This window comes from Methylovorus mays, from assembly GCF_020531915.1.
Taxonomy (GTDB): Bacteria; Pseudomonadota; Gammaproteobacteria; order Burkholderiales; family Methylophilaceae; genus Methylovorus; species Methylovorus mays.
Genome location: NZ_JAJAVG010000003.1, coordinates 260,674 through 272,640, shown reverse-complemented (window position 1 = coordinate 272,640; position 11,967 = coordinate 260,674). Strand labels below are relative to the sequence as shown.

Here is an 11,967-nt window from a genome sequence, read left to right as displayed (position 1 = left end):
CATGCACAGAATGCGTAACGGCGTTAACCCTTTTATTGGCTCCGGATTTTCCGGCCTCTCCGTACTGCTCTTGCTGATCAGTCTGGTGCTGGCCGGCTGCGGTTTTCAGATGCGTGGCACCGCCAACCTGGCATTCAAGAATCTCTACATGCAGGGCGCAAAAACCAGCATAGACAAGCCCTTGAAAAAATCCCTGGCCATCAATGGCGTAACCGTTGTGCAGGACAAGGAAAAATCCCAACTGATGCTGGAGATGATCGGCGAAAAAACAGAAAAACGCATTCTGTCCTTGAGCGGTACCGGTCTGGTTCGTGAGTTTGATCTTTACTACCGTGTTTACTTTCGTCTGAAAGACCCGGACAGCGATGTCTGGGGACCGGAACAAATGATCGAGCAGCGCCGTGACTACTCCTATAGCGATGCTGAACTGCTGGCGAAACAGGGCGAAGAGTTGCGGCTTTATGATGACATGCGCACAGACGCGACACGCGAACTGTTGCGTCGCCTGGTGGTGCAAAAACCGGGCAACCTGCAAGCGCCCAAGCTCTGATGCGTCTACCGGCAGAGCAACTCGCCAAGCATCTTGAAAAGGGCCTGGAGCCCATCTATGTGCTGACGGGCGACGAACCTTTGGCGCAACGCGAATGTCTGGATGCCATACGTGCCAAGGCACGTGCGCTGGGCTTTGATGAGCGCACCAGCCTGACCGTGGAACGCAATTTCAACTGGCAGCAGATTACGGCATTTGGCCAGTCAATTTCCCTGTTTGCCAGCCAGCGCATACTAGAATTGCATATTCCTTCTGGCAAACCTGGCACTGATGGCGGCAAGGCATTGCAGGCGATGGCCGCAAAACCTCTGCCCGATGCGGTCACCATCATCATCCTGCCCAAGCTGGATCGCGATGGTAAAAACAGTGCCTGGTTCAGTGCCCTTGAAAATGCGGCCGTCACCCTGACCTTGCAGGAAGTGGAGGCTGCTCAGCTACCGCAATGGATTGCGCGCAGACTGGCCCTGCAGCAGCAGGAAACAGATCTGGCCACGCTGGAGTTTCTGGCGCATCAGGTCGAAGGCAATCTCCTGGCCGCGCATCAGGAAATCCAGAAGCTGGGGCTCCTGTATCCGCCAGGAGCGCTCGCTGCAGAAGCCGTGCGCGACGCCGTGTTGAATGTGTCGCGCTACGATGCGTTTCAACTTGGCGAAGCCGTGCTGGCCGGTGATACCGAGCGCACTGTGCGGATACTGCAAGGCTTGCGGGATGAAGGCGTACAACCTATTGCGGTGATGAATCCGCTGCTGTGGGTGCTGAGACCGCTGGTACGCGTGAAAGAAGCCGAGACGCGCGGCGAGAATCTGAACCAGGCCATGCAGCAAGCACGGATTTACGGCGACAGGCAGGCCCTGACCCGACGAGCGCTGGCGAGACTGAGTCTGCGGCAACTGCAAGCCGCCTTGCACAAGCTGGCCGAGATCGACAAGACCGCCAAGGGCCTGATCCGTCAGGATGCCTGGCTGGAAATATCACGCCTGTGCTTCGGCCTGGCAAAAGTAAGCAGCCGCGCAGCACGGCGCACTTAAAAAAACATTCTGCTCAGGCAGCATAGAGGACACCATGGATATCAAACATTACATGCAGCAGGTAGGTCAGCAGGCACGGCAGGCATCGCGTGCCATGGCACGTGCTGACACTAATACCAAGAACCTGGCCTTGGTCACCATTGCCCAGGCCATACGGCGTCATCAGGCGGCCCTGCTGGCCGCCAACCAGGCGGATCTGGATCGCGCCAAGGCAAATGGCATGGAAGCCGCCATGCTGGATCGCCTGGCCTTGAGCGAAAAATCCATCGCCACCATGGCAGAGGGGCTGGAGCAGATCGCCTCCCTGCCCGACCCTATCGGCGAAATGTCCGATTTCAAATACCGGCCTTCTGGCATCCAGATCGGGCGCATGCGGGTGCCACTGGGCGTCATCGGCATCATTTACGAGGCACGTCCCAATGTGACAGTGGATGCGGCCGGGCTGTGCATCAAGTCCGGCAATGCCGCCATCCTGCGCGGCGGCTCCGAAGCCATTGAGTGCAACCGTGCCCTGGCCAAGCTGGTGCACGAAGGCCTGCACGCTGCAGGCCTGCCTGCCGCGGCCGTACAAGTGGTGGAAACCACGGACCGTGCCGCCGTGGGCGAGTTGATCACCATGAAAGAATACGTGGATGTGATTGTGCCACGCGGTGGCAAGGGCCTGATTGAGCGCATCTCGAACGAAGCACGCATTCCCGTCATCAAGCATCTGGATGGCAATTGCCATGTGTATGTGGATGACAGCGCCGACCTCGATAAAGCGGTGCGCATCCTGGAAAATGCCAAGACCCAGCGTCTGGGCACCTGCAACACGGCGGAATCATTACTGGTCGCGCGCGGCATTGCCGCTGAAGCCCTGCCAAAACTGGCGGCCATGCTGACAGCCAAAGGCGTGGAAATTCGTGGCTGCGATGAAACGCGTGCCCTGGTGCCAGAAGCCAACGTCGCTACCGAAGAGGATTACTACACGGAATATCTGGCCGCGATCATTTCGTGCAAGGTGGTCAACGATGTAGATGAGGCGATTGCCCATATCAACCACTATTCATCGCAGCATACTGAAGCCATCGTCACGGAGAACTACACCCGTGCGCGGCAGTTCCTGCGCGAAGTGGATTCCAGCAGCGTCATGGTCAATACATCGCCACGCTTTGCCGATGGCTTTGAATATGGCCTGGGCGCCGAAATCGGCATCTCGACCGACAAACTGCATGCGCGGGGACCTGTAGGTCTTGAGGGGCTGACCTCGCTCAAGTACGTGGTATTTGGCGACGGCCAGGTTCGGGCCTGATCCTCCATCCCACATGAAACGCCGCCCATGAAATCCCCTGCAGTCATCGGTATCCTGGGCGGCACCTTCAACCCACTGCATCTGGGTCACCTGCGCATGGCGGAGGAGCTGGCCGATGCCATAGGCCTGGAGCAGGTGCGCTTTATGCCTGCTGCGCATCCGCCGCACCGCGCGGAGCCCGAGGTTAGCTCGGTGCATCGCGTTGCCATGGTACAGCTGGGCATCGCGGGCAATCCACGTTTTGTGGTGGATACACGCGAGCTGGAGCGCTCCGGGCACTCTTACACCATTGATTCCCTGATATCGCTGAGAGCCGAACTGGGAGAGCGCGTATCCCTATGCTGGCTGCTGGGCAGCGATGCCTTTTTGGGTTTATCCAGCTGGCATCGCTGGCAAGAGTTGCTGGAGTATTGTCACCTGGTCGTAGCCTATCGGCCCGGCCCGGCCGAAATCCATGCCGACCTTAGCCCGGAGCTACGCAGCCTGCTCGGCAAACGCCAGACCCACGACACCGCCCGCTTGCACCAGAAACCCGCCGGACATATTTACCTGCAGGACATCACCGCGCTGGACATTTCAGCGACCCATATCCGCGCCACGCTGGAGCAAGGCTTGAGCGTGCGCTATCTGCTGCCAGACAGCGTGCTGGCATACATCAATCAGCACAAGCTTTATCGGGATAACGCCTGAAGACTGCCGTCAGGGCAGTTATAGAGAATGAGGCTTGGCAAACGCCAGGCCTAAGCAGCTGTGATCAATCCGTCAGCAATGCGAGATCAAGCAGAGCACTCACCTGCCGAAAATCCGGCTGATGCGAAGTCGATACATCAGAACTGGCCCCAGCCTGCCACGGCACCATCCCCAGACAAGGCGCCTGTAGCCGTTGCTGCAAGGCGGCGATGTTTTCCTGCGGCATCGCCATGTCGGGATCAATGCGGTTGCCCACCCAGCCCTGCAGGCGCAAGCCTCGCGACACGATGGCTTCCTGTGTCAGCAAGGCATGATTCAGGCAACCGAGTCGCAAGCCCACCACCAGGATAACAGGCAAGCCCAGGGCCACAGCAAGGTCAGCCGTATCCAGCGTCTCGCCCAGCGGCACGCAAAAGCCGCCTACTCCTTCCACAATCACACGCTCCGCCTCGGCCTCCAGGTCGTGAAACCTCTGCAGCAGCACGTCAAGCACAATCGGGGTATTGGCCTGCTGCGCCGCGATATGTGGCGCAACAGGCGGAATAAAGGCATACGGGTTGATACGCTCCCGCGCCATCTGCAGATTGCTGGCCGCCCGCAGCATGGCGACATCGTCATTGTGCAGCTCGCCATCACGCCACTCACAGCCGGCCGCTACCGGCTTCATGCCAACCGAGCGCATGCCCTGGGCAGCAAAGCCATGCACCAGCGCACTGGAGATCAGGGTCTTGCCAACGCCGGTATCCGTGCCGGTCACAAACCAGGCCTTGCTGTTATTGGGAGTATTCTGCATCTGGTGAATCAGGACGTTTATGTGGAAGAGGATGTGCGTGGACGAAACTGCACAGGCGACAGCCCATCTGGCAGCGCCACTCGCGGCTGGGGTTTCCAGGCATGGCCGTAGATCACCTCGTATGTGGCAGGCAACTTGCCATCGCGCCGGAAAGATTCATAGCGTGCCTGCACCTGCTGCAAAAAGCCCCGCCCCTGCAAGCCACGATGGCGGCCTTCAGCCGCGTTGTGAGCACCGATGGCCTTGAGGTCACGCATCACGCCCATGACGTCATCATAGGTCAGCTCGAAATACTCCACATCCAGCACCGGCGCATTGAAACCCGCCCGCACCAGGGCATCGCCTATGTCATGCATATCGATAAAGCGACTAACGGTGACATGGCTGTCATCCAGACGCGTCGCTGCGCGCAGTTCTTTCAGGGTGTCCGGCCCCAGCGTGCTGAACATCAGCAGCCCTTCCGGCTTCAACACGCGCTGCATCTCGCCAAACGCCTGATCAAGATCATTGCACCATTGAATCGCCATGTTGGACCACACCAGATCCATGCTGGCGGCTGCCAGCGGCAGGCGTTCAATATCCGCACACACCGCATGGCGCCGGTCAAAGCCAAACAGCCGTTGCACCAGCGAGCGCGCCGCCATGGTCTTTTTGAGCATGCCCATGGCGATATCCAGCGAGATCACCTGACTCTGACGATAGCGGGCGGACAAGGCTGCACTGGCATGCCCTGTCCCACAACCTGCATCCAGTACCGCCTGAGGAGTCAGTTTGACCAGATCCAGCCGCTGCAGCATGCGCTCGCGCACTTCCCGTTGCAGCAGGGCCGCCGCATCATAGGTGCCAGCCGCCCGGTCAAACGAACGGCGCACGCGGGCCTTGTCTATCAGGTAAGCATCCGTCGTCATGGCTGACGCTCTAAGGGATGGTTCGCCTTGCCGGGCTCAAGAAATTCGTCAATCGCGTGTACAAACTGGTCCGGGTGCGAGAGGAAAGGCGCGTGGCCAGCGCCGGCAATGACGCGCAGACGTCCAAATGGCAAGTGTTGCGACAACCAGTGCGCTGCTTGCACCGGGGCCAGCGTATCGCGATCACCGTGGATCAGCAGCACGGGTTTATGCAAATGGGAAATCTCGTGACGCAAGTCGTTTTCCAGCAGGATATGCAGCGCTTTCTGCAGCGAGCCCGCCGTCGGCACCGGACGCTCAGAAAATGTCGAGCGCAATTGCTTGACCGTGGCGCGGGCATCGCTGGAACCCATGCATTGCAGCGTCAGGAACTTGATCAGCGTCGCATGGTAATCCGCATTCACCTGGCTGGCGAATTGATGAAACACGTCCGCGGCAATGCCGTATGACCAAGTGTCAACGCTGCCATTTTCTGACGCAGCATTGTCGGGTTCCACATTGACAAAGCGCGGTGAACTGCCGATCAGGATCATGCGCCGTACCACCTCAGGATGCGTGAGGGCCAGACGCATGGCTACCAGACCGCCCATGGACCAGCCGCAGATATCGGCATGGGGTGGCAACTGCGCCGCCAATGCCTTAGCAATGGCATGCAGATGCGCAGACTCCAGCGGACGGCTGTGGCCCATGCCAGGCAGATCCACCATATGAAGCTGGTAATGCTGGCTGAGTTTTTTGATCAGCGGCTGCCAGACACCGCCATGCATGCCCCAGCCATGGATCAGCACCAGCGGTTGACCGCTGCCTTTTATTTCAATATGCAGGCTCACGCGGCAGACTCCAGCACAACCTCTGCTTCGCGCAGCGCGTCTATCAAGGTATGCACATCCTGCTCGCTATGGGTGGCAGAGAGCGAAATTCTTAAACGGGCAGTGCCTTTGGGAACCGTAGGTGGCCGAATGGCAGGCACCAGCAGCCCATGTGTAAGCAAATACTCACTGAGCCGCAATACCTCATCATTACCACCAACAAGCAAAGGCTGTATGGCTGTTTCCGAAGGCATCCATTGCCAGCGACGAGGCGTATGGGCGTTAAGGATAGAGATGAGATGCCGCAAATGCGCCCGGCGTTGCGGTTCATCATGGATGACCTTCAAGGCCTCCTGCAGCGCAGCGGCCAGCGCTGCCGGGCTGGCCGTAGTGTAGATATAAGTACGCGCCTGCTGGAGCAGGTAATCGATCAGCACTGGCTCACCTGCCACAAATGCTCCCGCCACGCCCGCCGCCTTGCCCAGGGTTGCCATGTAGATAATACGGGGCGAGGTAATATTGAAATGCTCAAGGATGCCCGCCCCCTGCTCGCCCAGCACGCCAAAGCCATGTGCATCGTCCAGCATCAGCCAGGCATCGTAGCGTTCGCACAGGGCAAGGATTTCCGGCAGCGGCGCGATATCCCCATCCATGCTGAACACCGCATCGACCAGCACCAGCTTGCGCCGCGCGCGACTGGCGGCGAGCATCGATTCCAGTGCGGGCAGGTCCTGATGCGGATAGCGCTTGAATTCAGCACGCGACAATACCACGGCATCATTCAGCGAAGCATGGTTGAGCTTGTCGGCAAACACGGCATCGTCACGTCCCACCAGCGCAGCGACGACACCCATATTGGCCATGTAGCCAGTGGAAAACAGCAGCGCGGCAGGCAAACCGACAAAGCGGGCCAGCGCCTGCTCCAGCTCTTCATGCAAGGCATGATGGCCAGTAATGAGGTGCGAGGCACCACTGCCAACACCTACGGCTTGCGTCGCCTGCTGCATGGCGGAAATCAGGCGAGGATGATTAGCCAACCCCAGGTAATCATTGCTGGCAAACGATAGCAAGCGCTTACCGTTTGCCACCACCTCTGTGGTTTGCGGGCCTTGGATAACCCGTCGTTGCCGCCGCAAACCGGCAGAGGTGCGCTCTGCCAGTTCAGCAGCCAGGTCGTCCAGCAAGGTCATGATCAGGCGGGATGCAGGCCCAGCTTGGCGAACAGCGCACGGTCGGCCTCAGCTTCAGGATTACCGGTCGTCAGCAGCTTTTCGCCGTAGAAAATGGAATTGGCGCCAGCAATAAAGCACAGGGCCTGGATTCCCTCATGCATGCTTTGACGGCCTGCAGACAGACGGACATAACTGCCGGGCATGGTAATGCGGGCAGCGGCGATGGTGCGCACAAACTCGAAAGGATCGAGCTCATCAGTCCCGTGCAATGGCGTGCCTTCGACCTGGGTCAGCAGGTTGATCGGCACACTTTCCGGTGGGCGTTCCATATTGGCAAGTTGCGCCAGCAGACCGGCGCGTTGCACGCGGCTTTCGCCCATGCCGATAATGCCACCACAGCAGACATTGATATCGGCATCGCGCACGCGGTCCAGCGTGTCCAGCCGGTCTTGATAGGTACGGGTAGTGATCACATCGCCATAGAACTCGGGCGCGGTATCCAGATTGTGGTTGTAGTAATCCAGCCCGGCATCTTTCAGCTGTTCGGCCTGGCCGTCTTTCAGCATGCCCAGGGTGGCGCAGGTTTCCAGCCCCATGGCTTTCACTTCGGCGATCATCTTGAGCACAGGCTCAAGGTCACGCTGTTTGGGGCTACGCCAGGCAGCGCCCATGCAGAAACGGCTGGCGCCATTTTCCTTGGCGGCCTTGGCGGCTTCCAGCACGGCATCCAGCGCCATCAAAGGCTCGTTTTCAACATCGGTATGGTAGCGGGCCGCTTGCGGGCAGTAGCCGCAATCTTCTGAACAGCCGCCGGTCTTGATCGACAGCAGTGTGCTGACCTGCACGGCATTCGGGTCAAAATTCTGGCGGTGCACGGTTTGTGCCCGGTGAATCAGATCACTGAAGGGCATTTCAAACAGCTCAACAATCTGGGCGACCGTCCAGCGTTTTTCAGCTTCGACGACCGGTGTGTTTTTCTTGATGCTGTTCGCATCCACTGCAACTTCAAGCATTGTCTACCTCTACATTCATTTCTTGCCAGGAATCATTCTTCGCGCGCAGTAAATCCCGCACGCCCAAAGGCACTACCACCAGAAAGCATCCCAACCAGATATAACCCATCAAATGCGGCCAGCCGCCTGCCATTTTCGCTAGTTGGGGACTAAAATTCAGAATCACGACCAGCGTGCCCACCACGCCGTAAAAGCGGTATCCAGAGAAACGGATGTAATCACAAATCTTGGGATTGGGGTGATTGGCCGCCGCCGCGTATACAAAGATCGAGGCCGCCAGCCATAACAGCATCGGGATAATCGCTGGCAACAAAAGCACCGCGATGATGGAAAAGAAGGTAAACATCTGCGCAGCACGAATCTGCTGCTTGACGGTAATCACTTGAGTAGCCATGTATACACCTCGCTATATCGTGTCCGCCATTATACTTGTCGATTAAATGCCAGTCACCTTTAAAACATGTGCTCATTTTTTAGTCAGCTTCTGACACAGGAGTGTTTGTTGTGCACCGCAGTCGACGGCGGTGATCTGGGATTGTGCGCATCCTGCCAACAGGACCTGCCCTGGCACAAGATACCGCGCTGCCCACAATGTGCCCTGCCTTCCAATCAAGGATTGCTATGCGGCCATTGCCTGACCTCGCCACCGGCGTTCGACCATACCCATGCCCTGCTTCGCTACGACTTTCCGCTCGATGCCATGCTGCAAGGCTATAAATACCGCGACATGCTGCATATGGCCCGGGTCTTCGGTCATCTTCTGGCGGAATCAGTGAGCGCGCGACCACGACCTGACCGCCTGATCCCCATGCCACTGCACCCGCTACGCCTGCACGAACGTGGCTATAACCAGTCACTCGAAGTCGCCCGCATTATCAGCAAGGCCTTGGATATACGACTGGATTACACCAGCTGCGAGCGCATCAAGTTCACGCCGCCCCAAGCCAGCCTGCCGTTGAAAGCCCGTGCCAGCAACATGAAAGGCGCGTTTGCCTGTCACGCCGCCATGGCGGGTGAGCGCGTCGTGCTACTGGATGATGTAATGACCACCGGCGCCAGCCTTCAGGCACTGGCCAAAACCATCAAAAAAGCGGGAGCCGCTGAAGTGGAATGCTGGGTGATAGCGCGGACACTTCCCAGATAAGCAAAAAAATTCATTTCTGCCCATCCCAATCCAGTTCTGCAGCTGAATATGCGGGCTCGTGTAAAATGCCGGTCACCTATTAGCGGCGCTCATCATGTTCGACATCGTGCTCTATCAACCGGAAATCCCGCCCAATACCGGCAATATCATTCGCCTGTGTGCCAATACGGGCACTCGCCTGCACTTGGTAAAACCGCTGGGCTTCAGCCTGGAAGACAAGCAGTTGAAACGGGCCGGCCTGGACTATCATGAATACGCCAACATGCAGGTACATGAGAATTGGGAGGCGTGTTGCACCGCACTCGCGGGGCGCCGCATGTTTGCGCTGACCACCAAGGGCAGCACACGCCACAGCACGATTGCTTTCAGGGAGGGGGATGTCTTTGTCTTCGGCCCGGAAACCCGCGGACTTCCTGAAGAGATCAGGGATCAATTCGCCCCGGAGCACCGCGTCAGACTCCCCATGATGCCGAACAACCGCAGCCTGAATTTATCCAACTCGGCGGCGGTGCTGCTGTATGAAGCCTGGCGGCAACATGACTTTGCGGGCGCTGTTTAAGCGAGCTCGCGGTTTTTCATCTGCATAAAAAAACAGGCTGGGGAAATCCCAGCCTGTTTTCTTCAAAACAAAAAATTTATCCCGCCTGATCCTGACTCAAACCGATTCCGGCTTCTGCTCCCGACTCAGCAAGCTTTCCACCGCAACGCGTGGCGATTTTCCATGCGACAGCACCTGGTCAACTTCTGCGGTAAGCGGCATATCCACGCCCATCAGCTTGGCGCGACGTACCACTTCACGGGTAGTGTTCACGCCTTCTGCCACATGGCCCAGGCTTTGCAGGATTTCGGGCAGCTTGCGGCCTGATGCCAGTTGCAGGCCGACTTCACGGTTACGCGAATATTGGCCGGTACAGGTCAGTATCAGGTCGCCCGCTCCGGCCAGCCCCATGAAGGTTTCCTTTTTGGCACCCAGGCTCACGCCAAAACGCGTCATCTCGGCCAGGCCCCGGGTAATGAGGGCGGCACGGGCATTGTTGCCGAACTCCATGCCATCGCTGATACCAGCGGCAATCGCCATGACGTTTTTCAGGGCACCGCCTACCGATGCGCCAACCACATCATCGCTGGAATACACCCGGAAACTGCCGCCATGCATGACGCTCGCGGCTTCGCGGGCAAAATCGGCATCGTTAGCGGCCAGCGTCACGGCGGTGGGCAAGCCGCGCACCAGTTCTGCAGCAAAGCTGGGGCCGGAAAGCGCACCCCAGGGGTGTTGCGGACCCAGCTCATCCATCGCGACCTCGTGCGGCAGCTTGGCCGTTTCCGGCTCCAGGCCTTTGTTGGCCCAGACCACGGGCAGCTTGCAATCAAGCTGTTTGAGGGCTTGCAAGGTGGCGCGAAAAGCCGCGGTAGGCACCACGGAGAGCACCAGATCTGAATGGGCAACAGCACGCCCTAGATCGCCTTCCACATTGAGATTGTCATTGAACTTGAAATCGCCGAGATAGCGCGGATTGGCACGCGCCCGTTTCATGCCGGACACATGCTCCGGATTATGCGCCCACAGCACCACCGGGTGCTGGATGCTGATTTGCATGGCGAGCGCCGTTCCCCAGGCGCCAGCCCCCAATACGGTAACTTTCATTAATATCCCCAGACGGCGGTCGTGGGCAGATAGCCCACCAGGCCGTCACGATGTCGCACCTTGATCCAGCCGTTGCCGGTCATTTCGAGCATATCCAGCACTACATCCTTTTCCACCGTCCCCACGACACCCGAGGCAGGGTCAGCCGACTGTTGCAGCGATGCCTGCGCGGCAATCACGATGACCGTGCGCTTGGTCGCCAGCTGCTTGGCTTCTATCCAGTTTAGCCCGCCACGGTTATCGCGCACCTTGATCCAGTCGCCCAGATTGACGATGACTTCCAGCGGGTATCCCTGCCAGATGACATAGAGCTTTTTGCCCTGACCAGAAGGAGCATCGTACAAAATGGCGCGTGGAACAGCGACAGAACGGTATTCCAGCGCTGAAGCCACCGAAGGCGTCAGCGCCAGGATAACGGCAATGGAAAGTAAGAACTTAGTGGGTTGTTGAACCATTCGCTTGCGCAGCCTGTTCCTGCTTTTGTTGTGCGTACAGGGCTTCGAAGTTAATCGGATTCAGCAGTACTGGTGGGAAACCAGCGCGGGTGGAAATATCAGAAACCGCTTCGCGCAGGTAAGGGAACAGAATGTTCGGGCAAGTCACGCTCAGAATGATTTCCAGGTTTTCTTGCGGAACATTGCGAATCTGGAAAATACCGGCTTGTGCCACTTCGATCAGAAATACGGTCTTGTCTTCCACCTTGGAGGTCACTGTCACGGTGGTCAGCACCTGATAGATGCCATCTTCCACGGCACTGGCGCTGTTGCTGAGCTCGATACCCACTTGTGGGGCTTCGCGCTGAATGAATACCTGAGGGGCGTTAGGGATCTCGAGGGAGATATCCTTCACGTAGATTTTTTCAATGCTGAAACCAGGTTGATTGTCTTGATCCTGGGCTACTGCTTGTTCTTCGGCCATGATGTT

Annotated in this window: 15 protein-coding genes; 6 read left to right on the top strand and 9 right to left on the bottom strand. The window is 58.2% G+C overall.

What is annotated here, in order from left to right; all coding sequences use genetic code 11:
• The first annotated feature begins 1 nt into the window (after position 1).
• From LG203_RS01900 to nadD, 4 genes are read left to right on the top strand one after another with little or no spacing between them, the layout of a single operon-like run.
• A complete protein-coding gene (locus tag LG203_RS01900) occupies positions 2 to 550 on the top strand; it encodes an LPS-assembly lipoprotein LptE (RefSeq protein WP_328486316.1) in 549 nt (182 codons plus the stop codon).
• Positions 550 to 1,578, top strand: coding sequence for a DNA polymerase III subunit delta (gene holA, locus LG203_RS01895; protein WP_230344249.1), 1,029 nt, complete (start codon positions 550 to 552; stop codon positions 1,576 to 1,578). The genes LG203_RS01900 and holA overlap by 1 nt, the downstream gene beginning before the upstream one ends.
• Before the next feature lie 34 nt (positions 1,579 to 1,612).
• Positions 1,613 to 2,869 (top strand): glutamate-5-semialdehyde dehydrogenase, encoded by a 1,257-nt coding sequence (locus LG203_RS01890; RefSeq protein WP_230344248.1) that lies wholly within the window; start codon positions 1,613 to 1,615, stop codon positions 2,867 to 2,869.
• A 27-nt stretch (positions 2,870 to 2,896) separates the two neighbouring features.
• Positions 2,897 to 3,559 carry a nicotinate-nucleotide adenylyltransferase gene (gene nadD / locus LG203_RS01885; RefSeq protein ID WP_230344247.1) on the top strand — a complete coding sequence of 221 codons (663 nt, stop codon included), beginning with the start codon at positions 2,897 to 2,899 and terminating at the stop codon, positions 3,557 to 3,559.
• A gap of 64 nt (positions 3,560 to 3,623) precedes the next feature.
• Here nadD and bioD read toward each other — a convergent pair whose 3' ends face one another.
• From bioD to LG203_RS01855, 6 genes are read right to left on the bottom strand one after another with little or no spacing between them, the layout of a single operon-like run.
• Complete coding sequence (bioD, locus tag LG203_RS01880) at positions 3,624 to 4,352, bottom strand: dethiobiotin synthase (protein WP_230344246.1); 729 nt, start codon at positions 4,350 to 4,352, stop codon at positions 3,624 to 3,626.
• 17 nt (positions 4,353 to 4,369) lie between these two features.
• Positions 4,370 to 5,260 (bottom strand): malonyl-ACP O-methyltransferase BioC, encoded by an 891-nt coding sequence (bioC, locus tag LG203_RS01875; protein ID WP_230344245.1) that lies wholly within the window; start codon positions 5,258 to 5,260, stop codon positions 4,370 to 4,372.
• A complete protein-coding gene (bioH, locus tag LG203_RS01870; RefSeq protein WP_230344244.1) occupies positions 5,257 to 6,090 on the bottom strand; it encodes a pimeloyl-ACP methyl ester esterase BioH in 834 nt (277 codons plus the stop codon). Before bioH ends, bioC begins: the two co-directional genes overlap by 4 nt.
• Positions 6,087 to 7,259 carry an 8-amino-7-oxononanoate synthase gene (gene bioF / locus LG203_RS01865; RefSeq protein ID WP_230344243.1) on the bottom strand — a complete coding sequence of 391 codons (1,173 nt, stop codon included), beginning with the start codon at positions 7,257 to 7,259 and terminating at the stop codon, positions 6,087 to 6,089. Before bioF ends, bioH begins: the two co-directional genes overlap by 4 nt.
• A gap of 2 nt (positions 7,260 to 7,261) precedes the next feature.
• Positions 7,262 to 8,254 carry a biotin synthase BioB gene (bioB, locus tag LG203_RS01860; protein ID WP_013441394.1) on the bottom strand — a complete coding sequence of 331 codons (993 nt, stop codon included), beginning with the start codon at positions 8,252 to 8,254 and terminating at the stop codon, positions 7,262 to 7,264.
• Positions 8,247 to 8,648 carry a hypothetical protein gene (locus LG203_RS01855; protein ID WP_230344242.1) on the bottom strand — a complete coding sequence of 134 codons (402 nt, stop codon included), beginning with the start codon at positions 8,646 to 8,648 and terminating at the stop codon, positions 8,247 to 8,249. The genes bioB and LG203_RS01855 overlap by 8 nt, the downstream gene beginning before the upstream one ends.
• Positions 8,649 to 8,714: 66 nt before the next feature.
• Here LG203_RS01855 and LG203_RS01850 point away from each other — a divergent pair, with 66 nt between their 5' ends.
• Positions 8,715 to 9,398, top strand: a complete 684-nt coding sequence (locus LG203_RS01850) for a ComF family protein (RefSeq protein ID WP_230344241.1) — start codon at positions 8,715 to 8,717, stop codon at positions 9,396 to 9,398.
• A 94-nt stretch (positions 9,399 to 9,492) separates the two neighbouring features.
• Complete coding sequence (gene trmL, locus LG203_RS01845) at positions 9,493 to 9,957, top strand: tRNA (uridine(34)/cytosine(34)/5-carboxymethylaminomethyluridine(34)-2'-O)-methyltransferase TrmL (RefSeq protein WP_230344240.1); 465 nt, start codon at positions 9,493 to 9,495, stop codon at positions 9,955 to 9,957.
• Positions 9,958 to 10,053: 96 nt separating this feature from the next.
• On the opposite strand, the gene LG203_RS01840 is transcribed toward trmL, so the two are convergent.
• Genes LG203_RS01840 through secB form a run of 3 tightly spaced genes read right to left on the bottom strand, consistent with a single transcriptional unit; the run spans position 10,054 to position 11,961 of the window.
• Positions 10,054 to 11,043: an NAD(P)H-dependent glycerol-3-phosphate dehydrogenase gene (locus LG203_RS01840; protein WP_230344239.1), complete on the bottom strand. Its 990-nt coding sequence runs from the start codon at positions 11,041 to 11,043 to the stop codon at positions 10,054 to 10,056.
• Positions 11,043 to 11,498, bottom strand: coding sequence for an SH3 domain-containing protein (locus LG203_RS01835; RefSeq protein ID WP_230344238.1), 456 nt, complete (start codon positions 11,496 to 11,498; stop codon positions 11,043 to 11,045). The genes LG203_RS01840 and LG203_RS01835 overlap by 1 nt, the downstream gene beginning before the upstream one ends.
• Positions 11,479 to 11,961 carry a protein-export chaperone SecB gene (gene secB / locus LG203_RS01830; RefSeq protein WP_013441384.1) on the bottom strand — a complete coding sequence of 161 codons (483 nt, stop codon included), beginning with the start codon at positions 11,959 to 11,961 and terminating at the stop codon, positions 11,479 to 11,481. The genes LG203_RS01835 and secB overlap by 20 nt, the downstream gene beginning before the upstream one ends.
• Between the last annotated feature and the right edge of the window lie 6 nt (positions 11,962 to 11,967).

Excerpts from the sequence above, each read along its gene's own strand:
- LG203_RS01900 (WP_328486316.1), top strand. The coding sequence starts at position 2 with ATGCACAGAATGCGTAACGGCGTTAACCCTTTTATTGGCTCCGGATTT.
- holA (WP_230344249.1), top strand. The coding sequence starts at position 550 with ATGCGTCTACCGGCAGAGCAACTCGCCAAGCATCTTGAAAAGGGCCTG.
- LG203_RS01890 (WP_230344248.1), top strand. The coding sequence starts at position 1,613 with ATGGATATCAAACATTACATGCAGCAGGTAGGTCAGCAGGCACGGCAG.
- nadD (WP_230344247.1), top strand. The coding sequence starts at position 2,897 with ATGAAATCCCCTGCAGTCATCGGTATCCTGGGCGGCACCTTCAACCCA.
- bioD (WP_230344246.1), bottom strand. The coding sequence starts at position 4,352 with ATGCAGAATACTCCCAATAACAGCAAGGCCTGGTTTGTGACCGGCACG.
- bioC (WP_230344245.1), bottom strand. The coding sequence starts at position 5,260 with ATGACGACGGATGCTTACCTGATAGACAAGGCCCGCGTGCGCCGTTCG.
- bioF (WP_230344243.1), bottom strand. The coding sequence starts at position 7,259 with ATGACCTTGCTGGACGACCTGGCTGCTGAACTGGCAGAGCGCACCTCT.
- bioB (WP_013441394.1), bottom strand. The coding sequence starts at position 8,254 with ATGCTTGAAGTTGCAGTGGATGCGAACAGCATCAAGAAAAACACACCG.
- LG203_RS01855 (WP_230344242.1), bottom strand. The coding sequence starts at position 8,648 with ATGGCTACTCAAGTGATTACCGTCAAGCAGCAGATTCGTGCTGCGCAG.
- LG203_RS01850 (WP_230344241.1), top strand. The coding sequence starts at position 8,715 with ATGTGCTCATTTTTTAGTCAGCTTCTGACACAGGAGTGTTTGTTGTGC.
- trmL (WP_230344240.1), top strand. The coding sequence starts at position 9,493 with ATGTTCGACATCGTGCTCTATCAACCGGAAATCCCGCCCAATACCGGC.
- LG203_RS01840 (WP_230344239.1), bottom strand. The coding sequence starts at position 11,043 with ATGAAAGTTACCGTATTGGGGGCTGGCGCCTGGGGAACGGCGCTCGCC.
- LG203_RS01835 (WP_230344238.1), bottom strand. The coding sequence starts at position 11,498 with ATGGTTCAACAACCCACTAAGTTCTTACTTTCCATTGCCGTTATCCTG.
- secB (WP_013441384.1), bottom strand. The coding sequence starts at position 11,961 with ATGGCCGAAGAACAAGCAGTAGCCCAGGATCAAGACAATCAACCTGGT.